The sequence below is a fragment of the Glaciecola sp. G7-5 genome, from assembly GCF_055808975.1.
The window spans coordinates 2,170,789-2,188,608 of record NZ_CM147892.1; the positions used below are offsets into that span (position 1 = coordinate 2,170,789).

9 protein-coding genes, 2 tRNA genes and 3 rRNA genes are annotated in these 17,820 nt (G+C 43.6%); 11 read left to right on the forward strand and 3 right to left on the reverse strand.

Going from position 1 to position 17,820, the window contains the following annotated elements; genetic code table 11:
- Positions 1-489 precede the first annotated feature (489 nt).
- From AC0L6H_RS09480 to AC0L6H_RS09530, 11 genes are all read left to right on the forward strand, one after another.
- Positions 490-2,022, forward strand: a 16S ribosomal RNA gene (locus tag AC0L6H_RS09480).
- A gap of 112 nt (positions 2,023-2,134) precedes the next feature.
- A tRNA-Ala gene (locus AC0L6H_RS09485) sits at positions 2,135-2,210 on the forward strand.
- Positions 2,211-2,229: 19 nt separating this feature from the next.
- A tRNA-Ile gene (locus AC0L6H_RS09490) sits at positions 2,230-2,306 on the forward strand.
- 664 nt (positions 2,307-2,970) lie between these two features.
- Positions 2,971-5,848, forward strand: a 23S ribosomal RNA gene (locus AC0L6H_RS09495).
- Between the two features lie 446 nt (positions 5,849-6,294).
- Positions 6,295-6,410, forward strand: a 5S ribosomal RNA gene (gene rrf / locus AC0L6H_RS09500).
- Together the 16S, 23S and 5S rRNA genes with 2 tRNA genes alongside form the textbook arrangement of a ribosomal RNA operon.
- A gap of 772 nt (positions 6,411-7,182) precedes the next feature.
- Entirely contained in the window at positions 7,183-7,854 is a 672-nt protein-coding gene (locus AC0L6H_RS09505; RefSeq protein WP_473394001.1) for an ABC transporter ATP-binding protein, read from the forward strand.
- Positions 7,838-8,815 (forward strand): HlyD family secretion protein, encoded by a 978-nt coding sequence (locus AC0L6H_RS09510; protein ID WP_473394002.1) that lies wholly within the window; start codon positions 7,838-7,840, stop codon positions 8,813-8,815. The genes AC0L6H_RS09505 and AC0L6H_RS09510 overlap by 17 nt, the downstream gene beginning before the upstream one ends.
- On the forward strand, positions 8,808-9,806 hold the full coding sequence (locus AC0L6H_RS09515; RefSeq protein WP_473394003.1) for an HlyD family secretion protein: 999 nt from the start codon (positions 8,808-8,810) through the stop codon (positions 9,804-9,806). Before AC0L6H_RS09510 ends, AC0L6H_RS09515 begins: the two co-directional genes overlap by 8 nt.
- Positions 9,803-11,011 carry an efflux RND transporter periplasmic adaptor subunit gene (locus AC0L6H_RS09520; RefSeq protein ID WP_473394004.1) on the forward strand — a complete coding sequence of 403 codons (1,209 nt, stop codon included), beginning with the start codon at positions 9,803-9,805 and terminating at the stop codon, positions 11,009-11,011. The genes AC0L6H_RS09515 and AC0L6H_RS09520 overlap by 4 nt, the downstream gene beginning before the upstream one ends.
- Positions 11,008-12,261, forward strand: a complete 1,254-nt coding sequence (locus AC0L6H_RS09525; RefSeq protein WP_473394005.1) for an ABC transporter permease — start codon at positions 11,008-11,010, stop codon at positions 12,259-12,261. The genes AC0L6H_RS09520 and AC0L6H_RS09525 overlap by 4 nt, the downstream gene beginning before the upstream one ends.
- 230 nt (positions 12,262-12,491) lie before the next feature.
- A complete protein-coding gene (locus AC0L6H_RS09530) occupies positions 12,492-13,520 on the forward strand; it encodes an MBL fold metallo-hydrolase (protein ID WP_473394505.1) in 1,029 nt (342 codons plus the stop codon).
- A 22-nt stretch (positions 13,521-13,542) separates the two neighbouring features.
- Here the strand turns inward: AC0L6H_RS09530 and AC0L6H_RS09535 are convergent, their stop codons facing one another.
- From AC0L6H_RS09535 to AC0L6H_RS09545, 3 genes are all read right to left on the reverse strand, one after another.
- Positions 13,543-15,210: a PH domain-containing protein gene (locus AC0L6H_RS09535; RefSeq protein WP_473394006.1), complete on the reverse strand. Its 1,668-nt coding sequence runs from the start codon at positions 15,208-15,210 to the stop codon at positions 13,543-13,545.
- Positions 15,203-15,757 (reverse strand): PH domain-containing protein, encoded by a 555-nt coding sequence (locus AC0L6H_RS09540; RefSeq protein ID WP_473394506.1) that lies wholly within the window; start codon positions 15,755-15,757, stop codon positions 15,203-15,205. The genes AC0L6H_RS09535 and AC0L6H_RS09540 overlap by 8 nt, the downstream gene beginning before the upstream one ends.
- Before the next feature lie 90 nt (positions 15,758-15,847).
- Positions 15,848-17,494 carry a GGDEF domain-containing protein gene (locus AC0L6H_RS09545; protein WP_473394007.1) on the reverse strand — a complete coding sequence of 549 codons (1,647 nt, stop codon included), beginning with the start codon at positions 17,492-17,494 and terminating at the stop codon, positions 15,848-15,850.
- Positions 17,495-17,820: the final 326 nt, after the last annotated feature.

Consider the following 17,820-nt stretch of genomic DNA (forward strand, 5'->3'; position numbering starts at 1 on the left):
TAATCGCCTCAGCAGATAACTGCTTATACTTCTCTATATTCTACTATCGGCAAACTCTTTTGTTTTGCCAATACTTTAGGTGTTAAAAATTAACAGGCTGTTAACTTACGCCTATTAGGAAATAAATTCAATATTTTAAGCGTATTGTGCTTGACCTTTTGGTATTAAACTTTACAATGCGCCCTCTTTCAAAAAGTGCCAAAGCACGGTGTTTTGAAAGTATGCTTTTAGCAAAAGATTTAGTGTGTTTATTTTAAATAAAGTTCATTTTTTTCTTTTATAAAATAAATGCAAAAAACTTTACAAAAAGTGTTGACAAAATTTGCGAGTGACGTAGTATTCGCATCCCGCTTGAGGAGAGGCATAGTCCACCTCACAGCGAGTTAGCCGTCAGGCTAACAATGTTCTTTAACAATTAGTAGCAAGACAATCTGTGTAGGCACTCGTCAAGAGTGTCTGCGACAAAAATTTATTTGTAATTTCAGTATTTAATTGAAGAGTTTGATCATGGCTCAGATTGAACGCTGGCGGCAGGCCTAACACATGCAAGTCGAACGGTAACATTTCTAGCTTGCTAGAAGATGACGAGTGGCGGACGGGTGAGTAATACTTAGGGATCTGCCCTTTGGAGGGGGATAACCATTGGAAACGATGGCTAATACCGCATATTACCTACGGGTAAAAGGGGGCTTCGGCTCCCGCCAAAGGAGGAACCTAAGCGAGATTAGCTAGTTGGTGAGGTAAAGGCTCACCAAGGCGACGATCTCTAGCTGTTCTGAGAGGAAGATCAGCCACACTGGGACTGAGACACGGCCCAGACTCCTACGGGAGGCAGCAGTGGGGAATATTGCACAATGGGGGAAACCCTGATGCAGCCATGCCGCGTGTGTGAAGAAGGCCTTCGGGTTGTAAAGCACTTTCAGTTGTGAGGAAAGGTGTGTGGTTAATACCCATATACTGTGACGTTAACAACAGAAGAAGCACCGGCTAACTCCGTGCCAGCAGCCGCGGTAATACGGAGGGTGCAAGCGTTAATCGGAATTACTGGGCGTAAAGCGCACGCAGGTGGTCATTTAAGCCAGAAGTGAAAGCCCCGCGCTCAACGTGGGAAGGCCTTTTGGAACTGAATGACTAGAGTCTTGGAGAGGGGAGTGGAATTCCAGGTGTAGCGGTGAAATGCGTAGATATCTGGAGGAACATCAGTGGCGAAGGCGACTCTCTGGCCAAAGACTGACACTCATGTGCGAAAGTGTGGGTAGCGAACAGGATTAGATACCCTGGTAGTCCACACCGTAAACGCTGTCTATTAGCTGTTTGTGGATTTAATCCGTGAGTAGCGAAGCTAACGCGATAAATAGACCGCCTGGGGAGTACGGCCGCAAGGTTAAAACTCAAATGAATTGACGGGGGCCCGCACAAGCGGTGGAGCATGTGGTTTAATTCGATGCAACGCGAAGAACCTTACCTACTCTTGACATACAGTGAACTCTCCAGAGATGGATTGGTGCCTTCGGGAACACTGATACAGGTGCTGCATGGCTGTCGTCAGCTCGTGTCGTGAGATGTTGGGTTAAGTCCCGCAACGAGCGCAACCCTTGTCCTTAGTTGCCAGCATTCAGTTGGGCACTTTAAGGAGACTGCCGGTGACAAACCGGAGGAAGGTGGGGACGACGTCAAGTCATCATGGCCCTTACGAGTAGGGCTACACACGTGCTACAATGGCGAGTACAAAGGGAAGCGAACCTGCGAGGGTAAGCGGACCCCTTAAAGCTCGTCGTAGTCCGGATTGGAGTCTGCAACTCGACTCCATGAAGTCGGAATCGCTAGTAATCGTAGGTCAGCATACTACGGTGAATACGTTCCCGGGCCTTGTACACACCGCCCGTCACACCATGGGAGTGGGTTGCAAAAGAAGTAGCTAGTCTAACCTTCGGGAGGACGGTTACCACTTTGTGATTCATGACTGGGGTGAAGTCGTAACAAGGTAACCCTAGGGGAACCTGGGGTTGGATCACCTCCTTACCAAAAGTCAACGATGTTTTTGACTGAGTGCTTACACAGATTATTTTGCTACTAAGAAAAGAAGAGAAACCATACCTTACCGGTTTGTTATCGAGTAATTGATAGACAAGACGGGGCTATAGCTCAGCTGGGAGAGCGCCTGCCTTGCACGCAGGAGGTCAGCAGTTCGATCCTGCTTAGCTCCACCATCTACTACAGACGAACAGCAGGCTTGTAGCTCAGCTGGTTAGAGCGCACCCCTGATAAGGGTGAGGTCGGCAGTTCAAGTCTGCCCAAGCCTACCAGTTTGGTAGCGTATATTTGGTATGGTAAGTAAACCTTAATGAATAAGGTCATGTTTGTAAAAACGAGAGATTATTCATTAGGGTTTTTAAACTCTCAAAAGCAAAAAAGGGGTCAGTGTTACTTATTGACGTTTTTTTGCGAATAAGATGGCGAAGTGTTATTAACACTGACCCCATTTTAGCTCTTTAACAATTTGGAAAAGCTGATAAAAAAAGTAATCTATATTTAAAAGTAAGAGAAGTGATGAAAATTGCTTGTATGTACATGAAAGTGTGACATACGAAACGATTTTCTCAAGAGCTACTCTATCTGACAAAATGTAAATTCGTGCAAGTGCAAAGAAGACATAGAATGCTCACAGAGTACTGTATGCCCTCATTGCGCAAGATTTCCATTCACACAAGCGGTGAATGAAAATTTGCACGAACGATTAGCAAAACTTGTCACCATACGATTTAACGCGCTTTGAATTACAAAAGCGAAGCGTTAAATAAACACGATTTCCATGATACGGCGAGCTTAATAAAGAAGATAATGTGAACGCATTCTCCACTTTAGCGAGCGAATAACTGTTCAGCAGGGTTCCCCTGCGGTTAAGACAGTTATGGCGCCCACTTGCGTAAGCAAGTGCTTGTGGTAAAAAGCGCTTTATAAGGGTTGTATGATTAAGTGACTAAGCGTATACGGTGGATGCCTAGGCAGTTAGAGGCGATGAAGGACGTGTAAGTCTGCGATAAGCGTTGGGAAGCTGACAAAACGCGTTATACCCAACGATTTCCGAATGGGGAAACCCAGGTCTTAGGACCTATCGTTAAGTGAATTCATAGCTTAACGAAGCAAACGAGGGGAACTGAAACATCTAAGTACCCTTAGGAAGAGAAATCAAACGAGATTCCCCTAGTAGCGGCGAGCGAACGGGGAGCAGCCGAATCAGTATGATGTAGCAGAATGTGTTGGGAAGCACAACGATACAGGGTGATAGTCCCGTATGTGAAGCATCATATTGGTCATATTAAGTAGGTCGGGACACGTGTTATCCTGATTGAAGATGGGGGGACCATCCTCCAAGGCTAAATACTCCTAACTGACCGATAGTGAACCAGTACCGTGAGGGAAAGGCGAAAAGAACCCCTGTGAGGGGAGTGAAATAGAACCTGAAACCGTATACGTACAAGCAGTGGGAGCAGACTTGTTCTGTGACTGCGTACCTTTTGTATAATGGGTCAGCGACTTATATTTAGTAGCAAGATTAACCGTTTAGGGGAGTCGTAGCGAAAGCGAGTGTTAACTGCGCGTTTAGTTGCTAGGTATAGACCCGAAACCCGGTGATCTAGCCATGGGCAGGTTGAAGGTTGAGTAACATCAACTGGAGGACCGAACTCACTGATGTTGAAAAATCAGGAGATGACTTGTGGCTGGGGGTGAAAGGCCAATCAAACCGGGAGATAGCTGGTTCTCCCCGAAATCTATTTAGGTAGAGCCTCGGACGAACACCATTGGGGGTAGAGCACTGTTAAGGCTAGGGGGTCATCCCGACTTACCAACCCTTTGCAAACTCCGAATACCGATGAGTGCTATCCGGGAGACACACGGCGGGTGCTAACGTCCGTCGTGAAGAGGGAAACAACCCAGACCGCCAGCTAAGGTCCCAAAATATTGCTAAGTGGGAAACGATGTGGGAAGGCTAAGACAGCTAGGAGGTTGGCTTAGAAGCAGCCACCCTTTAAAGAAAGCGTAATAGCTCACTAGTCGAGTCGGCCTGCGCGGAAGATGTAACGGGGCTAAGCAATATACCGAAGCTGCGGATTTGTCTTAGGACAAGTGGTAGGGGAGCGTTGTGTAAGTGGATGAAGGTGAGCTGTAAGGCTTGCTGGACATATCACAAGTGCGAATGCTGACATGAGTAACGATAATGGGGGTGAAAAACCCCCACGCCGGAAGACCAAGGTTTCCTGTCCCATGCTAATCAGGGCAGGGTAAGTCGGCCCCTAAGGCGAGGCAGAAATGCGTAGTCGATGGGAAACAGATTAATATTTCTGTACTTATATAGTGAGTGAAGGAGAGACGGAGAAGGCTAGGCAAGCATGGCGTTGGTTGTCCATGTGAAAGTGCGTAGGGCGTAGAATTAGGCAAATCCGGTTCTACATTAAACCTGAGACACGAGACGAGTGACTAAGGTCGCGAAGTTGTTGATGCCCTGCTTCCAGGAAAATCTTCTAAGCGTATTGCTATATGAACCGTACCCCAAACCGACACAGGTGGTCAGGTAGAGAATACTAAGGCGCTTGAGAGAACTCGGGTGAAGGAACTCGGCAAAATAGTACCGTAACTTCGGGAGAAGGTACGCCCCTGTTTGTGATGGACTTTACGTCCTAAGCGAATGGGGGCCGCAGTGACCAGGAGGCTGGGACTGTTTATTAAAAACACAGCACTGTGCTAAATCGAAAGATGACGTATACGGTGTGACACCTGCCCGGTGCCGGAAGGTTAATTGATGGGGTTAGCGTAAGCGAAGCTCTTGATCGAAGCCCCGGTAAACGGCGGCCGTAACTATAACGGTCCTAAGGTAGCGAAATTCCTTGTCGGGTAAGTTCCGACCTGCACGAATGGTGTAACCATGGCCTCGCTGTCTCCACCCGAGACTCAGTGAAATTGAAATTGCAGTGAAGATGCTGTGTACCCGCACCTAGACGGAAAGACCCCGTGAACCTTTACTACAGCTTGGCACTGAACATTGACCCTACATGTGTAGGATAGGTGGGAGACTATGAAACGTTGTCGCTAGATGACGTGGAGTCAACCTTGAAATACCACCCTTGTACGTTTGATGTTCTAACACTGGTCCCTTATCGGGATTGTGGACAGTGTCTGGTGGGTAGTTTGACTGGGGCGGTCTCCTCCCAAAGTGTAACGGAGGAGCACGAAGGTTGGCTAATCCTGGTCGGACATCAGGAGGTTAGTGCAATGGCATAAGCCAGCTTAACTGCGAGACAGACACGTCGAGCAGGTACGAAAGTAGGTCATAGTGATCCGGTGGTTCTGTATGGAAGGGCCATCGCTCAACGGATAAAAGGTACTCCGGGGATAACAGGCTGATACCGCCCAAGAGTTCATATCGACGGCGGTGTTTGGCACCTCGATGTCGGCTCATCACATCCTGGGGCTGAAGTCGGTCCCAAGGGTATGGCTGTTCGCCATTTAAAGTGGTACGCGAGCTGGGTTTAGAACGTCGTGAGACAGTTCGGTCCCTATCTGGTGTGGGCGTTGGATGATTGATGGGAGCTGCTCCTAGTACGAGAGGACCGGAGTGGACGAACCGCTGGTGTTCGGGTTGTGATGCCAATTGCATTGCCCGGTAGCTACGTTCGGAATCGATAACCGCTGAAAGCATCTAAGCGGGAAGCGAGCCCAAAGATGAGTCATCCCTAGCGATTTAATCGCTTTGAAGGGTTGTTGTAGACTACAACGTTGATAGGCAGGGTGTGGAAGCGTAGTAATGCGTTAAGCTAACCTGTACTAATTGCCCGTAAGGCTTAATCATACAACACCTTATAAAGTGCAAATATTTATTCACTGCTTTTGTGAATCAATATCTTGCGCAACCATGTGTGCATGTTCCATGGGAACGGTAGGACATCATCGGTAGCTAATGTGTTGTTGTGACAAGTGACTAATCAAGATGTGAAATAGAGTAGCGTCTCTTACTTACTAAAATAGTAGATGTTAAGCACATGGTGACGATAACAAGTCGTCATCCCTGCGCAGGCAGGAACCTCCTTGGGCAACCGCGGAGTGTCAAACATCTATCCCATTACTTTTTTTATATTCCTCACTGTTGAGGAGGTTCCCGCCTTCGCGGGAACGACGGTACTTCGTCGTAAATATGAAGTGTCGTATCAGCTTTTTCAAATGAAAGCGCGTTGTTTTGATAACGGCGTGCTAAGTCGGAGCCCCTCAATCAAGTTGAGGGCGCTTCGCGCTTTTTTGTCTGGCGACAATAGCGATACGGTACCACCTGATCCCATCTCGAACTCAGAAGTGAAACGTATTAGCGGCGATGGTAGTGTGGGGTTTCCCCATGTGAGAGTAGCACATCGCCAGACTCCCAATTAGAAGAACCCGCATAGCAAACGCTAGCGGGTTTTTTTACGTCTAAAGAATATGCAGTTCACCTTTCGGCGAATAAGTGAAACGTATTAGCGGCGACCCCATCCGGGGCAAGGGTGAGTGTGGGGTTTCCCCATGTGACGAGCTTGCAGGGACTGAGCACATCGCCAGACTCCCAATTAGAAAAACCCGCATAGCAAACGCTAGCGGGTTTTTTTACGTCTGCAGTTTGTGCAAAACCCCCATTTTCAACGCAAATACCCTCGTATTCAACACAAAACCCCGCACATTCAACGAAGAAAGGTCATTCCTGCGCAGGCAGGAACCCCCAACATTACACGGCAAAAGCCAAACATCTATGGGGTTTGCTAGGCTGTTGAGGAGATCTTCGCCTGCGCGAAGATGACGGGGGTGGCAGCGATGATGACGGGGGTGGTAGCGCAGATGACGGCGTAGGGTTGCGGTGATGACGTATGCGGTGCAGTGATGACGGCTTAGGGGGTGAGATGATGAAGGAGTGGGTTGCGATGCTGAAGGTGGTGGTTGCGCAGATGACGGAGTTGGTTACTAAAGCGGCGAAATAGGTTTGAGTAATTTCGCAAGCTTGTGCTTTTTCGCGGTAGGCCCATAAAGATGCAAAGCCTATTAAAAATCTAAAACGTGACAAAATGAGTATTTATTAGTCAGCCTAAGCGTTAAACTTTTGTATACTTTCGATTACTAGGGTTTAATACTAATTATATAAAACTATAATAAGACATAACTACTATGCTCGCGTTATCTAACATTAAAAAGACCTTTCAAAATGGTGAAGAAATAGTCACCGCGCTCGATGACGTAAGTATTGAGATAAAAGAAAATGAATTTGTTGCGATAATGGGCAGTTCAGGGTCGGGTAAGTCTACCTTAATGAACGTATTGGGGTGCTTAGATACGCCAAACAGTGGCATATATAAACTGGATGGACAAGATGTAGCGAGTATGTCTGATGACGAATTATCGAAAGTTCGCAATCAGCATATTGGGTTTATCTTTCAGACATTTCACTTGTTATCCAAACTTGATGTTGTAGGGAACGTTAAATTACCACTTAGGTATACGACTGCCGAGGATACAGAAGCAGATACTAGAGCTTTGGCACTTATCGAACGTGTAGGATTAAGTCATCGTAAACATCACAAGCCATATGAAATGTCGGGTGGACAACGCCAACGGGTAGCAATCGCCAGAGCGCTTATCAATAATCCAAGTGTTATATTAGCGGATGAACCCACCGGTAATCTAGATTCTAAAACATCTAACGAAATAATGGCCTTGCTTACTGAGCTTCATAAGCAGGGACAAACTATCGTTATGGTAACTCACGAGGATGAGATTGCCGCTTTCGCGCAACGAGTTATTGTGATGAAAGATGGCAAAGTGATTGGAGAAAAATCATGAAACATATGCTCATACTATTGTCGGCAGTCTTTTTAATTTTAACCTATTCGCAGCCGAACCTTTAATACTGACAGGACAAATAGGCTCTTCAGCAAAGCAAATTGTAAATGCTCCTCAGGGCAATCGCTGGCAATTGCAAATCCAATGGATGAAAGAAGAAGGAAGCATCGTTCAAAAAGGCGATTCTGTTGTGGTATTTGATGGTGCAAGTGAACAGGCACAGCTTACTTCAAATCAAGAGAATCTTGATAGATATGAATTGGAATTTGAGCAACTAAAGATAGAACAAGCACAAACAGTGACAGATGCAGAAGGTAGGTTGAAAGTCGCTAAGATGAGGGTTGAAAAAGCTAAAATTGAAGCCTCGGTACCAGGCTCTGAAGTGTCGGCACTCGACAAAGCCCAATATGAACTAGCCCTTCATCGTGCCATGCTAGAGCAAGTAAAGGCAGATGAGGCACTAGATAGAGCGTTACAAGAACAAAAAGCTGAATTGGCTAAAAAGAAAGTAGATATACTTAAAGCAAGAGAAGAGATTGCCTACTTAAAGAATATTCTGAGTAAACTCAATGTCGCTGCAAATGTGACAGGTCCGGTGACCTATGCAATACACCCGTGGTATGGAACAAAACTTACTGCAGGCATGAATGTTAGACCTAGTTGGAAAGTCTTAGATGTGCAGTCTACAAGTAATTTTCAAATAGAAACATGGGTCCATGAGATAGATGCGGTTGATTTAAATGAAAATATGAGTGTCGACATTATTTTAGACGCTTATCCCGATATACAATACAAAGGCAATATTGTGAACTTATCGAAACAAAGTGAGAAAAAGGCGCAGTGGAGTAAAAGCGCCTATTTCCCCGCTATCGTAAAGTTTGAAGAAACCCCCGAGCTTAATTTACTGCCTGGCATGAGTGTTAGATTGTTAGTAAACAAAAAAGAGGCGCCAAATGCTTAAGCTAATAAACATAGCCATCATAGGTGCCACTTTTGTCTTATCGGCATGCTCTAAACAAGACAGTGTTGAGGACAATAACACGCAGCAATCAAGCTATTCTATTTCTGCACCAGCAGAACTGGTGTCCTTACAAGAAATAAATATAACGCCACCCAATATATCTCGCATGTGGGAATTTAAAATAGAGTACCTGGCAAAAGAAAATGCGCTAGTTAAAGAAGGGGATACACTTATTGTATTTGACGGCCAAAGGTTGAGGACAGACCTTGTGACTCGTCAAAGCGATTTAGATGCGAGGGTTAAAGAAGCTGAACAAAAGAAACTCGAAAATGAAGCAAAACTCGAACAATTAATTTTAGACCTAGCGGAAGCTAAAAAAGACAAAGACATTGCAAAACGGAAAGTGGAAATAACCGATGTATCTCGCTCTCAAATTGAGCGCAAAAAGCAACAAGCGGAATATGAGATTACAACAGAACTGCATCAGCAAGCGTTCGCTCGCATGGAGCAACACAAAGTCTCAATGGCTGTTAATGAGCAAGTTCAGGCCGCACGAATATCGAAAGCGCAATCAAGAGTTGATGAGATAACAGAAAGTATCAAACAATTAGAACTTACTGCTCCAAAGTCTGGCATGGTGGTATTGGTGCCCGATAATGAAGAAAAAAAGCCCGCCGTTGGAGACACTGTATTTATGGGAAGTCGACTTATTTCATTGCCATCTTTAGACAATATTGCCGTCAAAGTTGAATTCGATGAATCTTATTCTCCAGCAATTAAACTAGGCGACAAAGTGCGAGTCACTTTAGACGCTTTTCCCGAAAAGCCGTTTACGGGTAATATTTCAGAAATAGGCAAAGCTTATCGCAATAAATCGCAAAATAATCTAAAGATAGTATTTGATGCTTGGGTAACATTAGAAGATCTAGATTTAAATATTATGCGTCCTGGCATGAAAGCGACAGTCGACATGGTCGAGAAGTCATCATGAAGTTAAGTAAATTTATCATTATCGCGACAGCTATTTTGTTGGTTGCTTGTGCAGAAGAAGAGCTTAGTACAGTACCTCTATATCAGGTAACAGAACGTGATTTCTCCATCGATGTTAGTGGCTTTGGGGAGATAGAAGCCGCGCAATCCCAAAAGATCATGACGCCAGGGCGACGGCCTATGACAATAGCATGGTTGAAAGCAGAGAATTCAATTGTTGAGGAAGGTGAAATTATCGCTCGCTTCGACGCTCAGCAGATTTTAAAAGATAGTCGCGAAGAAGAACTCGAACTTTTGAGTTTAGAACAAGATATCGTTAAAAGTAATGCCGAACAAAAACAAGTAATACAAGACATAGACTCTGATCAAGTATTCGTCAGACAAGAATTTGAGTTTGTCGATCGCTTTGCAATCGACGACTTACGCATCTATTCACAACTTGAGATTATCGACACTTTCGCCAACCGCGATTTTTTGGAAGCAAAAGATGACTTCTTAAAATGGAAAGAAACCAGCGTGGTTGATCAACATAGTAGCCAAATGGCGGTACTGGATATTCTCAAACAGGGTCGACAGACTAAATTCGATCAACATCAGCTAGCTTTGTCGAGCCTTGAAGTCGTGTCTCCTTACAGCGGCTTGCTGGTGTATGAAAAAGATAGACGAGGTGAAAAACCGGCTATTGGGCAAACGGTTTTCCCTGGGCGTGCGATTGCTCAAATACCCAACCTCGATAGTATGCAAGCAAGCTTATTTGTACAAGCTAATGACGCAATCGACTTAGCTGAAGGGCAAGCTGTAAGTATCCGTTTAGACGCCTTCCCTGAGCATAATTTCGAGGGTAAGGTCGCTAGCGTGTCAGGTTTTCCTAGGAGTATCGAACGAGGAAATCCGGTTACCTATTTTGAATTGATCATCGAACTGATTGAGCAAGACAAGTCTATGATGCAACCTGGACGAAAGTTGACCGCCCAAATAGAAGTTAAAAAGGCTTCTAGCAGCTTAGTCATTCCTTTGCAGTCGCTACACTTTGAAGACGGCAATAGTTACGTTTACCTCAAAGATTCAAACATGTTTGTAAAGCGTAAAGTAAGTAGCGGGCGTAAAAATCTATACCTAGTAGAGATTACTGATGGCTTGAATAAGGGCGATGTGATTGCGCTTAGCATACCAGAAGGACAGTTAGTTAAGGATAGCGATATATGACTAAATATTATTCACTTATAAAAGATGCCATTGGTGAATTATTAGGCCAGAAATTAAGGACATTTTTAACCTTATTAGGCATGATATTTGGTGTTGGTGCCGTTATTGCTATGCTAAATATTGGTGAGGGCGCCGAAAATGAAGCGCTTAAATTAATCGATTCTATGGGTGTGAACAATATCATTGTGAATGCCAAAGAATACGAAAAAGAAGAGCTAGTCGAGATTAGAGAGGAAAGTTTAGGTCTAAATTTAGGGGATGTTGAAGCCGCGTTGTCGACCCTACCTTTTATTGAAGGTTATAGCGCATCAAAAATTATTGACGTATACGACGTTTATACCGACTACAACAAGAGTCAAGCACAAGCATGGGGCGTGACGGTTAGTTATTTTACAAATGCCAATATGTCGCTCGCCGCCGGTCGATTTATTAATGAGTCAGACAATGATGCCTTGGCACAAGTAACCGTGCTAGGGGCCGACGCAGCGGCGGAATTATTTGCCAATACCGGCTATAAAACGAGTGATATGATTGGCAAATATGTAAAAGTGAATCACGTTTGGCTAAGAGTCGTTGGCGTGATAGCACCGCCCCCAGGCAACAAGACTGAGTTCCAAGGGGTCAAGATTGGTGGCGACCGTTATCGTTTGTTTGTGCCCTTAAGTGTTAGTGTTAATAAGTTCTCGAGCGACACCTTAGCCAGTGAAATCGATAGCGTTAAATTAAACGTGCTTAAAGGTAGCGATCCTGTGATTGCCGCTAAGGCAATTAATAGTCTTATAAAAATGCGTCATGGCGGGCTAGATGATTATGAGCTAGTGATCCCCGCAGCATTGCTAGAACAGCAAAAACAAACCCAGCAAATTTTCAATATAGTCATGGCTTGTGTAGCGGGCATATCACTGCTTGTGGGCGGTATTGGCATAATGAATATTATGTTAGCAAATGTTATGGAGCGTACCAAAGAGATTGGTCTATTGCGTGCAGTAGGCGCAACACAAAACGATATTCGGCAGCAGTTTATTGCTGAAAGTTTCACTATTTCAGTGCTCGGTGGTCTATTGGGAATTGTGTTTGGACTAGTACTTTCTGAGGTCATTGGCTTTTATTCAGGTTGGGCGGTTAGCTGGTCTTTAACTGCCATCGTACTTTCCTTGAGTATTTGTATGATTGTCGGTGTTGGTTTTGGCGTATTTCCCGCAATAAAGGCGAGTAAACTAAATCCTATTGACGCCCTGCATAGTGATTAATATGGATTCGCTAGCGACATCAACTAGGCAGCAAGGTAAATTTATATGATTGATAGATCGCAATCAAAAATGGTGCTTGGCATAACACTTCAAAATTGTCTGTAATAAGCTTAATTTTGAAGTTAGCAGGTCTAAAAAAATAGACCAAAGGCGGCGCAATAGTGACAATAAATAGAACGAATACAAAACAACAAAAACAACGGCTTCTTACTCCTAACGCCAATAGCAAAATAAAGTACATAGACACCAATGCGCCATTAGCTGGTAAATGGGAAGAAGTCGCAGAAGGTATATTATGGTTGCGGATGCCACTTCCTTTTGACCTAGACCACATCAACTTATACCTTATTGAAGAACCAGACCTAAACGGATATGCACTGATTGATACAGGGATTGGTAGCAAAAAAACACAAGCACTGTGGGAAAGCATACTATGCGACCTAGGAAAGCCTATTACTAAGGTTATCTGTACCCACATGCACCCTGACCATATTGGTATGGCAGGTTATTTGGTTGAAAAATTCCGCGTCCCTTTTTATATGTCACATTCTGAGTATTTTGTAGCCAGAGCCATTTCAGCAGGCGCCAGAGGTGCCAGCGATTGGCAAGACGACCAATATTTAGTGCGTTGTGGTATGTCAAAAGATTACGTCGCCAACGCAAAACGAAATAGGCAAGAGAATAAGGGAGTAGGAGGAATCATTCATCCTATTCCCATACAATTTGAGCGCATGCAGGCAGGCGATGAACTCCAAATAGGCAAGTATCAATGGCGCGTTATTGTTGGGCGGGGTCATTCACCGGAACACGTATGCTTATACAATGACACGCTAAATGTGCTTATTTCAGGTGACCATGTTTTACCTATTATTTCGCCTAACATCGGCGTATACAGCACAGAGCCAAACGCGAACACTTTAGCGCAATATTTGAACACGCTTCCACAATTTTATGATCTTGACGATGACGCGCTTGTGTTGCCCTCTCATAAGCAACCCTTTTACGGTTTGCATTGCCGCGTAAAAGAACTCCTTGAACATCATCACAAGCACCTAGAAAATTTAAAAGCATTTTGTAAAACACCTCGCACTATTGAGGCATGTTTGCCGGTGCTGTTCAATCGTGAGTTAAATGAGCACAACATGTTTTTTGCTATTGCAGAGGCTTATTCTCATCTAAATTATCTATATTTTGCTGGGATATGCTCGCGTAAACTAAATGGTGACGGTCAATATTTATTCACCTTAATAGACCAGTAAACCAGCGAGATATAATTTTCGCCTACATCCATGATGGTTTATCTCGCGCCAAAATAAGCAATGCTTTATCCACTTGGGCACGGGCTGTCGCCTCAGGAATAAGCGGGACTTTGTGCGCGCCAGAAGCTAACACGTAACTAATATCAGCTAATTTACGTGGGCGCATAAACAGGCTTTGTTTGTAGACTACTTGTTGTGTTTTTCCAATGGGGAAAACGTAGTAATTAACGCCCAATAGACCCTTACGAATATAGACAAATTCATCTTTAAAATAATAACCCCATCGCCACCAACGCAAATAGACAGCACCTAGCATCAATGCATTAAAGATAAGCAATACTGTGCACACAGTGATGTTTAGCTCGCTACCATTAATAACCACGCCATTCACAAGTACTAAGATAGGTAATACAGTAAACGCTAAAGCGCGAATAATAAAACGTTTTGAAATTGCTTCAAACTTAATTTGGCTGAATGGGCTAACCTCAAATGCATCGCGAATAAGTGCCTGCGATTCAGCTTTTGTTACCGATGGCACAATGAGTTTACTGGCATTGTTAATATTGCCTGCTTGGCCGCCACCCGCTACATGGCTAGTATTTTGTTCAAAGCGTAAATTAGTGCGTTTTATGAGTATGTCTAACCAATCTTGTTGCTGCACTGCAATTTGTATTCTACTTAAACGCATTGACACTTCGTGCTTGGTAAGAAGGCCGCTGCGACGAATATAGCGCTCGCCCAGGCGACTTAATTTATAGTCATAAAAAACAAAAATTGAGCCGATTACAGAAAACGAAACAATTGCCAACATAATCAACATAACCAAAGACAATATGTGCAATATGAACAGGCCGATACTTTGACTCTCATAGTCGAGATAAGAGACGATATCAAAGCCAATACTTTCTAAAAGTGTCCCAATGTTTTCACCGATAGTGCCGTAAAAAGGCGCTAAAAAACCTAAGAATATCCAAACCCTGTTATTTGATATTCCATGAATAACTAGGTCGCTCAAGGAGCGCTCGTTCAATAATATTTCTTGGCCTGACTTTGCGCTGCTGTCACTGTGAGTATTTGTTTCTAGCGTTGGCTCATCGGTTTTGATCTGCAAAATCATTTGCTTAAAGCTTTCTGCTAAATGCAAGGGCAGCGCAACGATCTTCGCTTCTTGCTGTGCAGAACCTGCAGTATCTAATTCAATAAATGAATATTTATTGAAACGATAATAAATAGGCTGAACAATTTTTACATTTTGAATTTTTTTAAATGGCAAGTCTAAGTGAGATTTTTTGAATATGCCTTGTTTGATCTCAACGCGATCCTTCGTGAATTTGTAAAAGTAGAACCAATATTTACCGATACTCAACAATAAAATGATAAATAAGAAAACGCACACGCCTATAGCAAGATATATTGGATGTTCTTTAATTGTTGAGTAACTCGCTGCGAGTGCGGGCAAAGAATACAAGAGCACACTATTAACCAGTACATAGATGGTCTTTACGAAAAAATATAAAATGGCAAGAGGAGATACCCTAGACCATTCTTCAGTGCGCATACTCGCAATTTTGGCGTTTAATTCTGGTGTGATTTCAGCGCTGATATCCATATCAAGATTGCTGTTTTCTTGTGTCTGGGCATTATTTTTATTGTCACTACTTAGCGAACTGCCCTCGCTACTGTTAGACATCAGCGGCCAAATCCTTATGGTCAAGGATAAATTGACGTAATGAGATAGCATCATCGTGTAACAGGCCGGGTATATTAAAGGTATGCGACACACCGCCTGCGCTAAAAACTTGCAGTGTAGCTAAACCGGCTTTTCTTTCTATTGGCCCACGTTTAATTTCAATATGTTGAATTCGCAAAATAGGCTGACTAACTAAGCTCCTAAAAATAAGGCCTGACTGATAATTGAGGTCGTGTTCTCGCAGTGAATATTGTTTTAAGGGGTCGGCAAAGAAATGATAGGTCAGGTCCCAAAGAGTAATTAATCCAATTAGGAGGTAGGCATAAACCACCTTTTCTTGAATCTCTTCGGGTAAGGTAAAGAGTAAGCCACTTGATACTAGCGCAAGCACTATAGCTGCGAGCAAACCAAAACACGCACCCCAAATTAAATTTATCTGTCGATATTTGGGAGATAACGAAACTAAGCTAAGGTTTTCAGTACTGATTTCTTTTACTGGCACTTCGTTATTAGAAAATGCAGCTATATCGTCAGATGGATGAGTAATTTCAGACAAAAGTGTAATCCCATTTATTAGGCTAATTTACATAAGCTTTGACAGGCTAGTTTACTTGTACTTGCGGGTTTGTAAAGATACCTAACATTCTCCTACGACTACTCGGTTTCGCCCTTGTTCTTTAGCAGCATACAAAGCTTCGTCTGCACGCCTTACAATATCCATCAGTGCCTCGTTCGCTTGCGGCGAGACCAAGCCGATACTTGCTGTTGTGGAAAGAGTGAGGCCAAGTTGATTCCCAATGCTAGGCAATTTCTCATTTAAGGCTTCAAACACATCACAGGCTTCTTTAATCGAGGTGTTAGGTAAAATAATCAAAAACTCCTCGCCACCAATACGCCCGCAAATATCTGATTTGCGAAAACTACTCAAACACAATTCACCAAAGGCTTTTAGCACTTTGTCGCCAACGGGGTGGCCGTAACTGTCGTTAATATTTTTGAAAAAGTCTAAATCAACAATGGCGACACAAAACGGTTTAGAGATGCGCGCAGATAAATCTTGATGATGATTTAATAAGGCCAACACGCGAGTGCGGCTGTATAATCCAGTAAGTGCGTCGGTATGTGCTATTTGCTCAAGACTAATACGGTGTTTGCGCCCACGCAAAAACAACAATAGTAATAAGGATGATACGCATACGAGCAAACCAATAACAATAAAATACAAACGATTCAGCATTTGTTTACTTTCAATTTGTGCATTTTTCCAATGATTTTCTTGCTTCAGTTCGATGTTTTCTTGTTGTTGCAGTTCTAACTGAAAATTCGCGTGCATGTCGAGCATGCGTTTTATTTCAGAAACGGGCTGATGCAAATCACGGTCTTTTAAAACCGTTTGAGTCAGTTTAAAGGCAGCTTCAAATTCATTTAGTTGGCCGAGCAAATCAGCACGGTGTAATTGCAAGGCTTGGTTGAGGTAAAACGAACTGTGGGCCTTATTGGCAATACTAAACGCTTTTACAAGATGGTCTATGGCCAAATTCATATTGTCGACACTTGTGTAAGCCCTACTTAGCAATAAATTGAGCGTTGCCAGTTGTGTAAAGTCCTTATCTGGGGCAATTGACGTAGCAAATTTCAGGTTATCGATACATTTTTGGTATTGTGAGGTGTTAAGCTGCGCTTCACCCAAATATTGAAAATATCGCGAACGCACAGATGCGTCATTCGATGCAATAATATCGTTTTCTAAGCCAGCTAAATTAAGCAGCGCTTTGTCATTTTGATTGCTTGCCAACAAGCTAGATGTAGCCAGGAGCTGGCTGGCAATAACCTTGTCACTTGCACCTAGCAGAAGATATTTATCTAGTGCTTGTTGAACGTAACTTAACGCAATACTGTGTTCGTTGCGGGATTGATGGATATTTGCAATGTCATAGGCGATATCGGCCACGAGATCTTGCTGATTGGTGGAAGCAGCCAGTCTAAATGCAAACTGCAAGTCTTGTAGTGCTGAAATATTAGCGCCTGCTTTGCTATCAAGTTTCGCTCGTACTAGTAATCTACTAATCAGTGTTCTGGGGTGTTTACTAAAATCTGTGTTGTCGATGGCATGGGTTAAAAGCAGGCGTGCTGTCGATAACTCACCTCTGTCTATCAATGCATGGACTTGTTGGTCTGCATCATCAAAAAGCTCGCTATCGACCTGAGATGGATAACTAAGTCGTGCACTGGGCAGCTTGTTTGTGAATTCATCAAACGCGCTAATGTTGGCGTAAGTTGCCACGCTCAGAATGGACAAAAGCAAGGAAATAGTAAATGAACATTTCTGGCGTTTGGAGCCCAAAATAGGGGTATTTAAGAATCGCTTTCGTTTGTTCGTTATACGCAAAGCTAGCGTAATTTTGTACGCGCACAACTTTATAAAATATTTTGTGTTCACATTAAAACCTACGATTTGTGCATAGCACCAAGCAAAATAAAGATACCCGTTGATTTTGCGCGTTGCTGACTCAGTTGGTGATATATTAGGCCGTATGCCGCTTTGCACGAGTTGTCATTATTCTTTATACACTCGCGTGTTTTTCTGTAACAATATAAACAAACAAAACA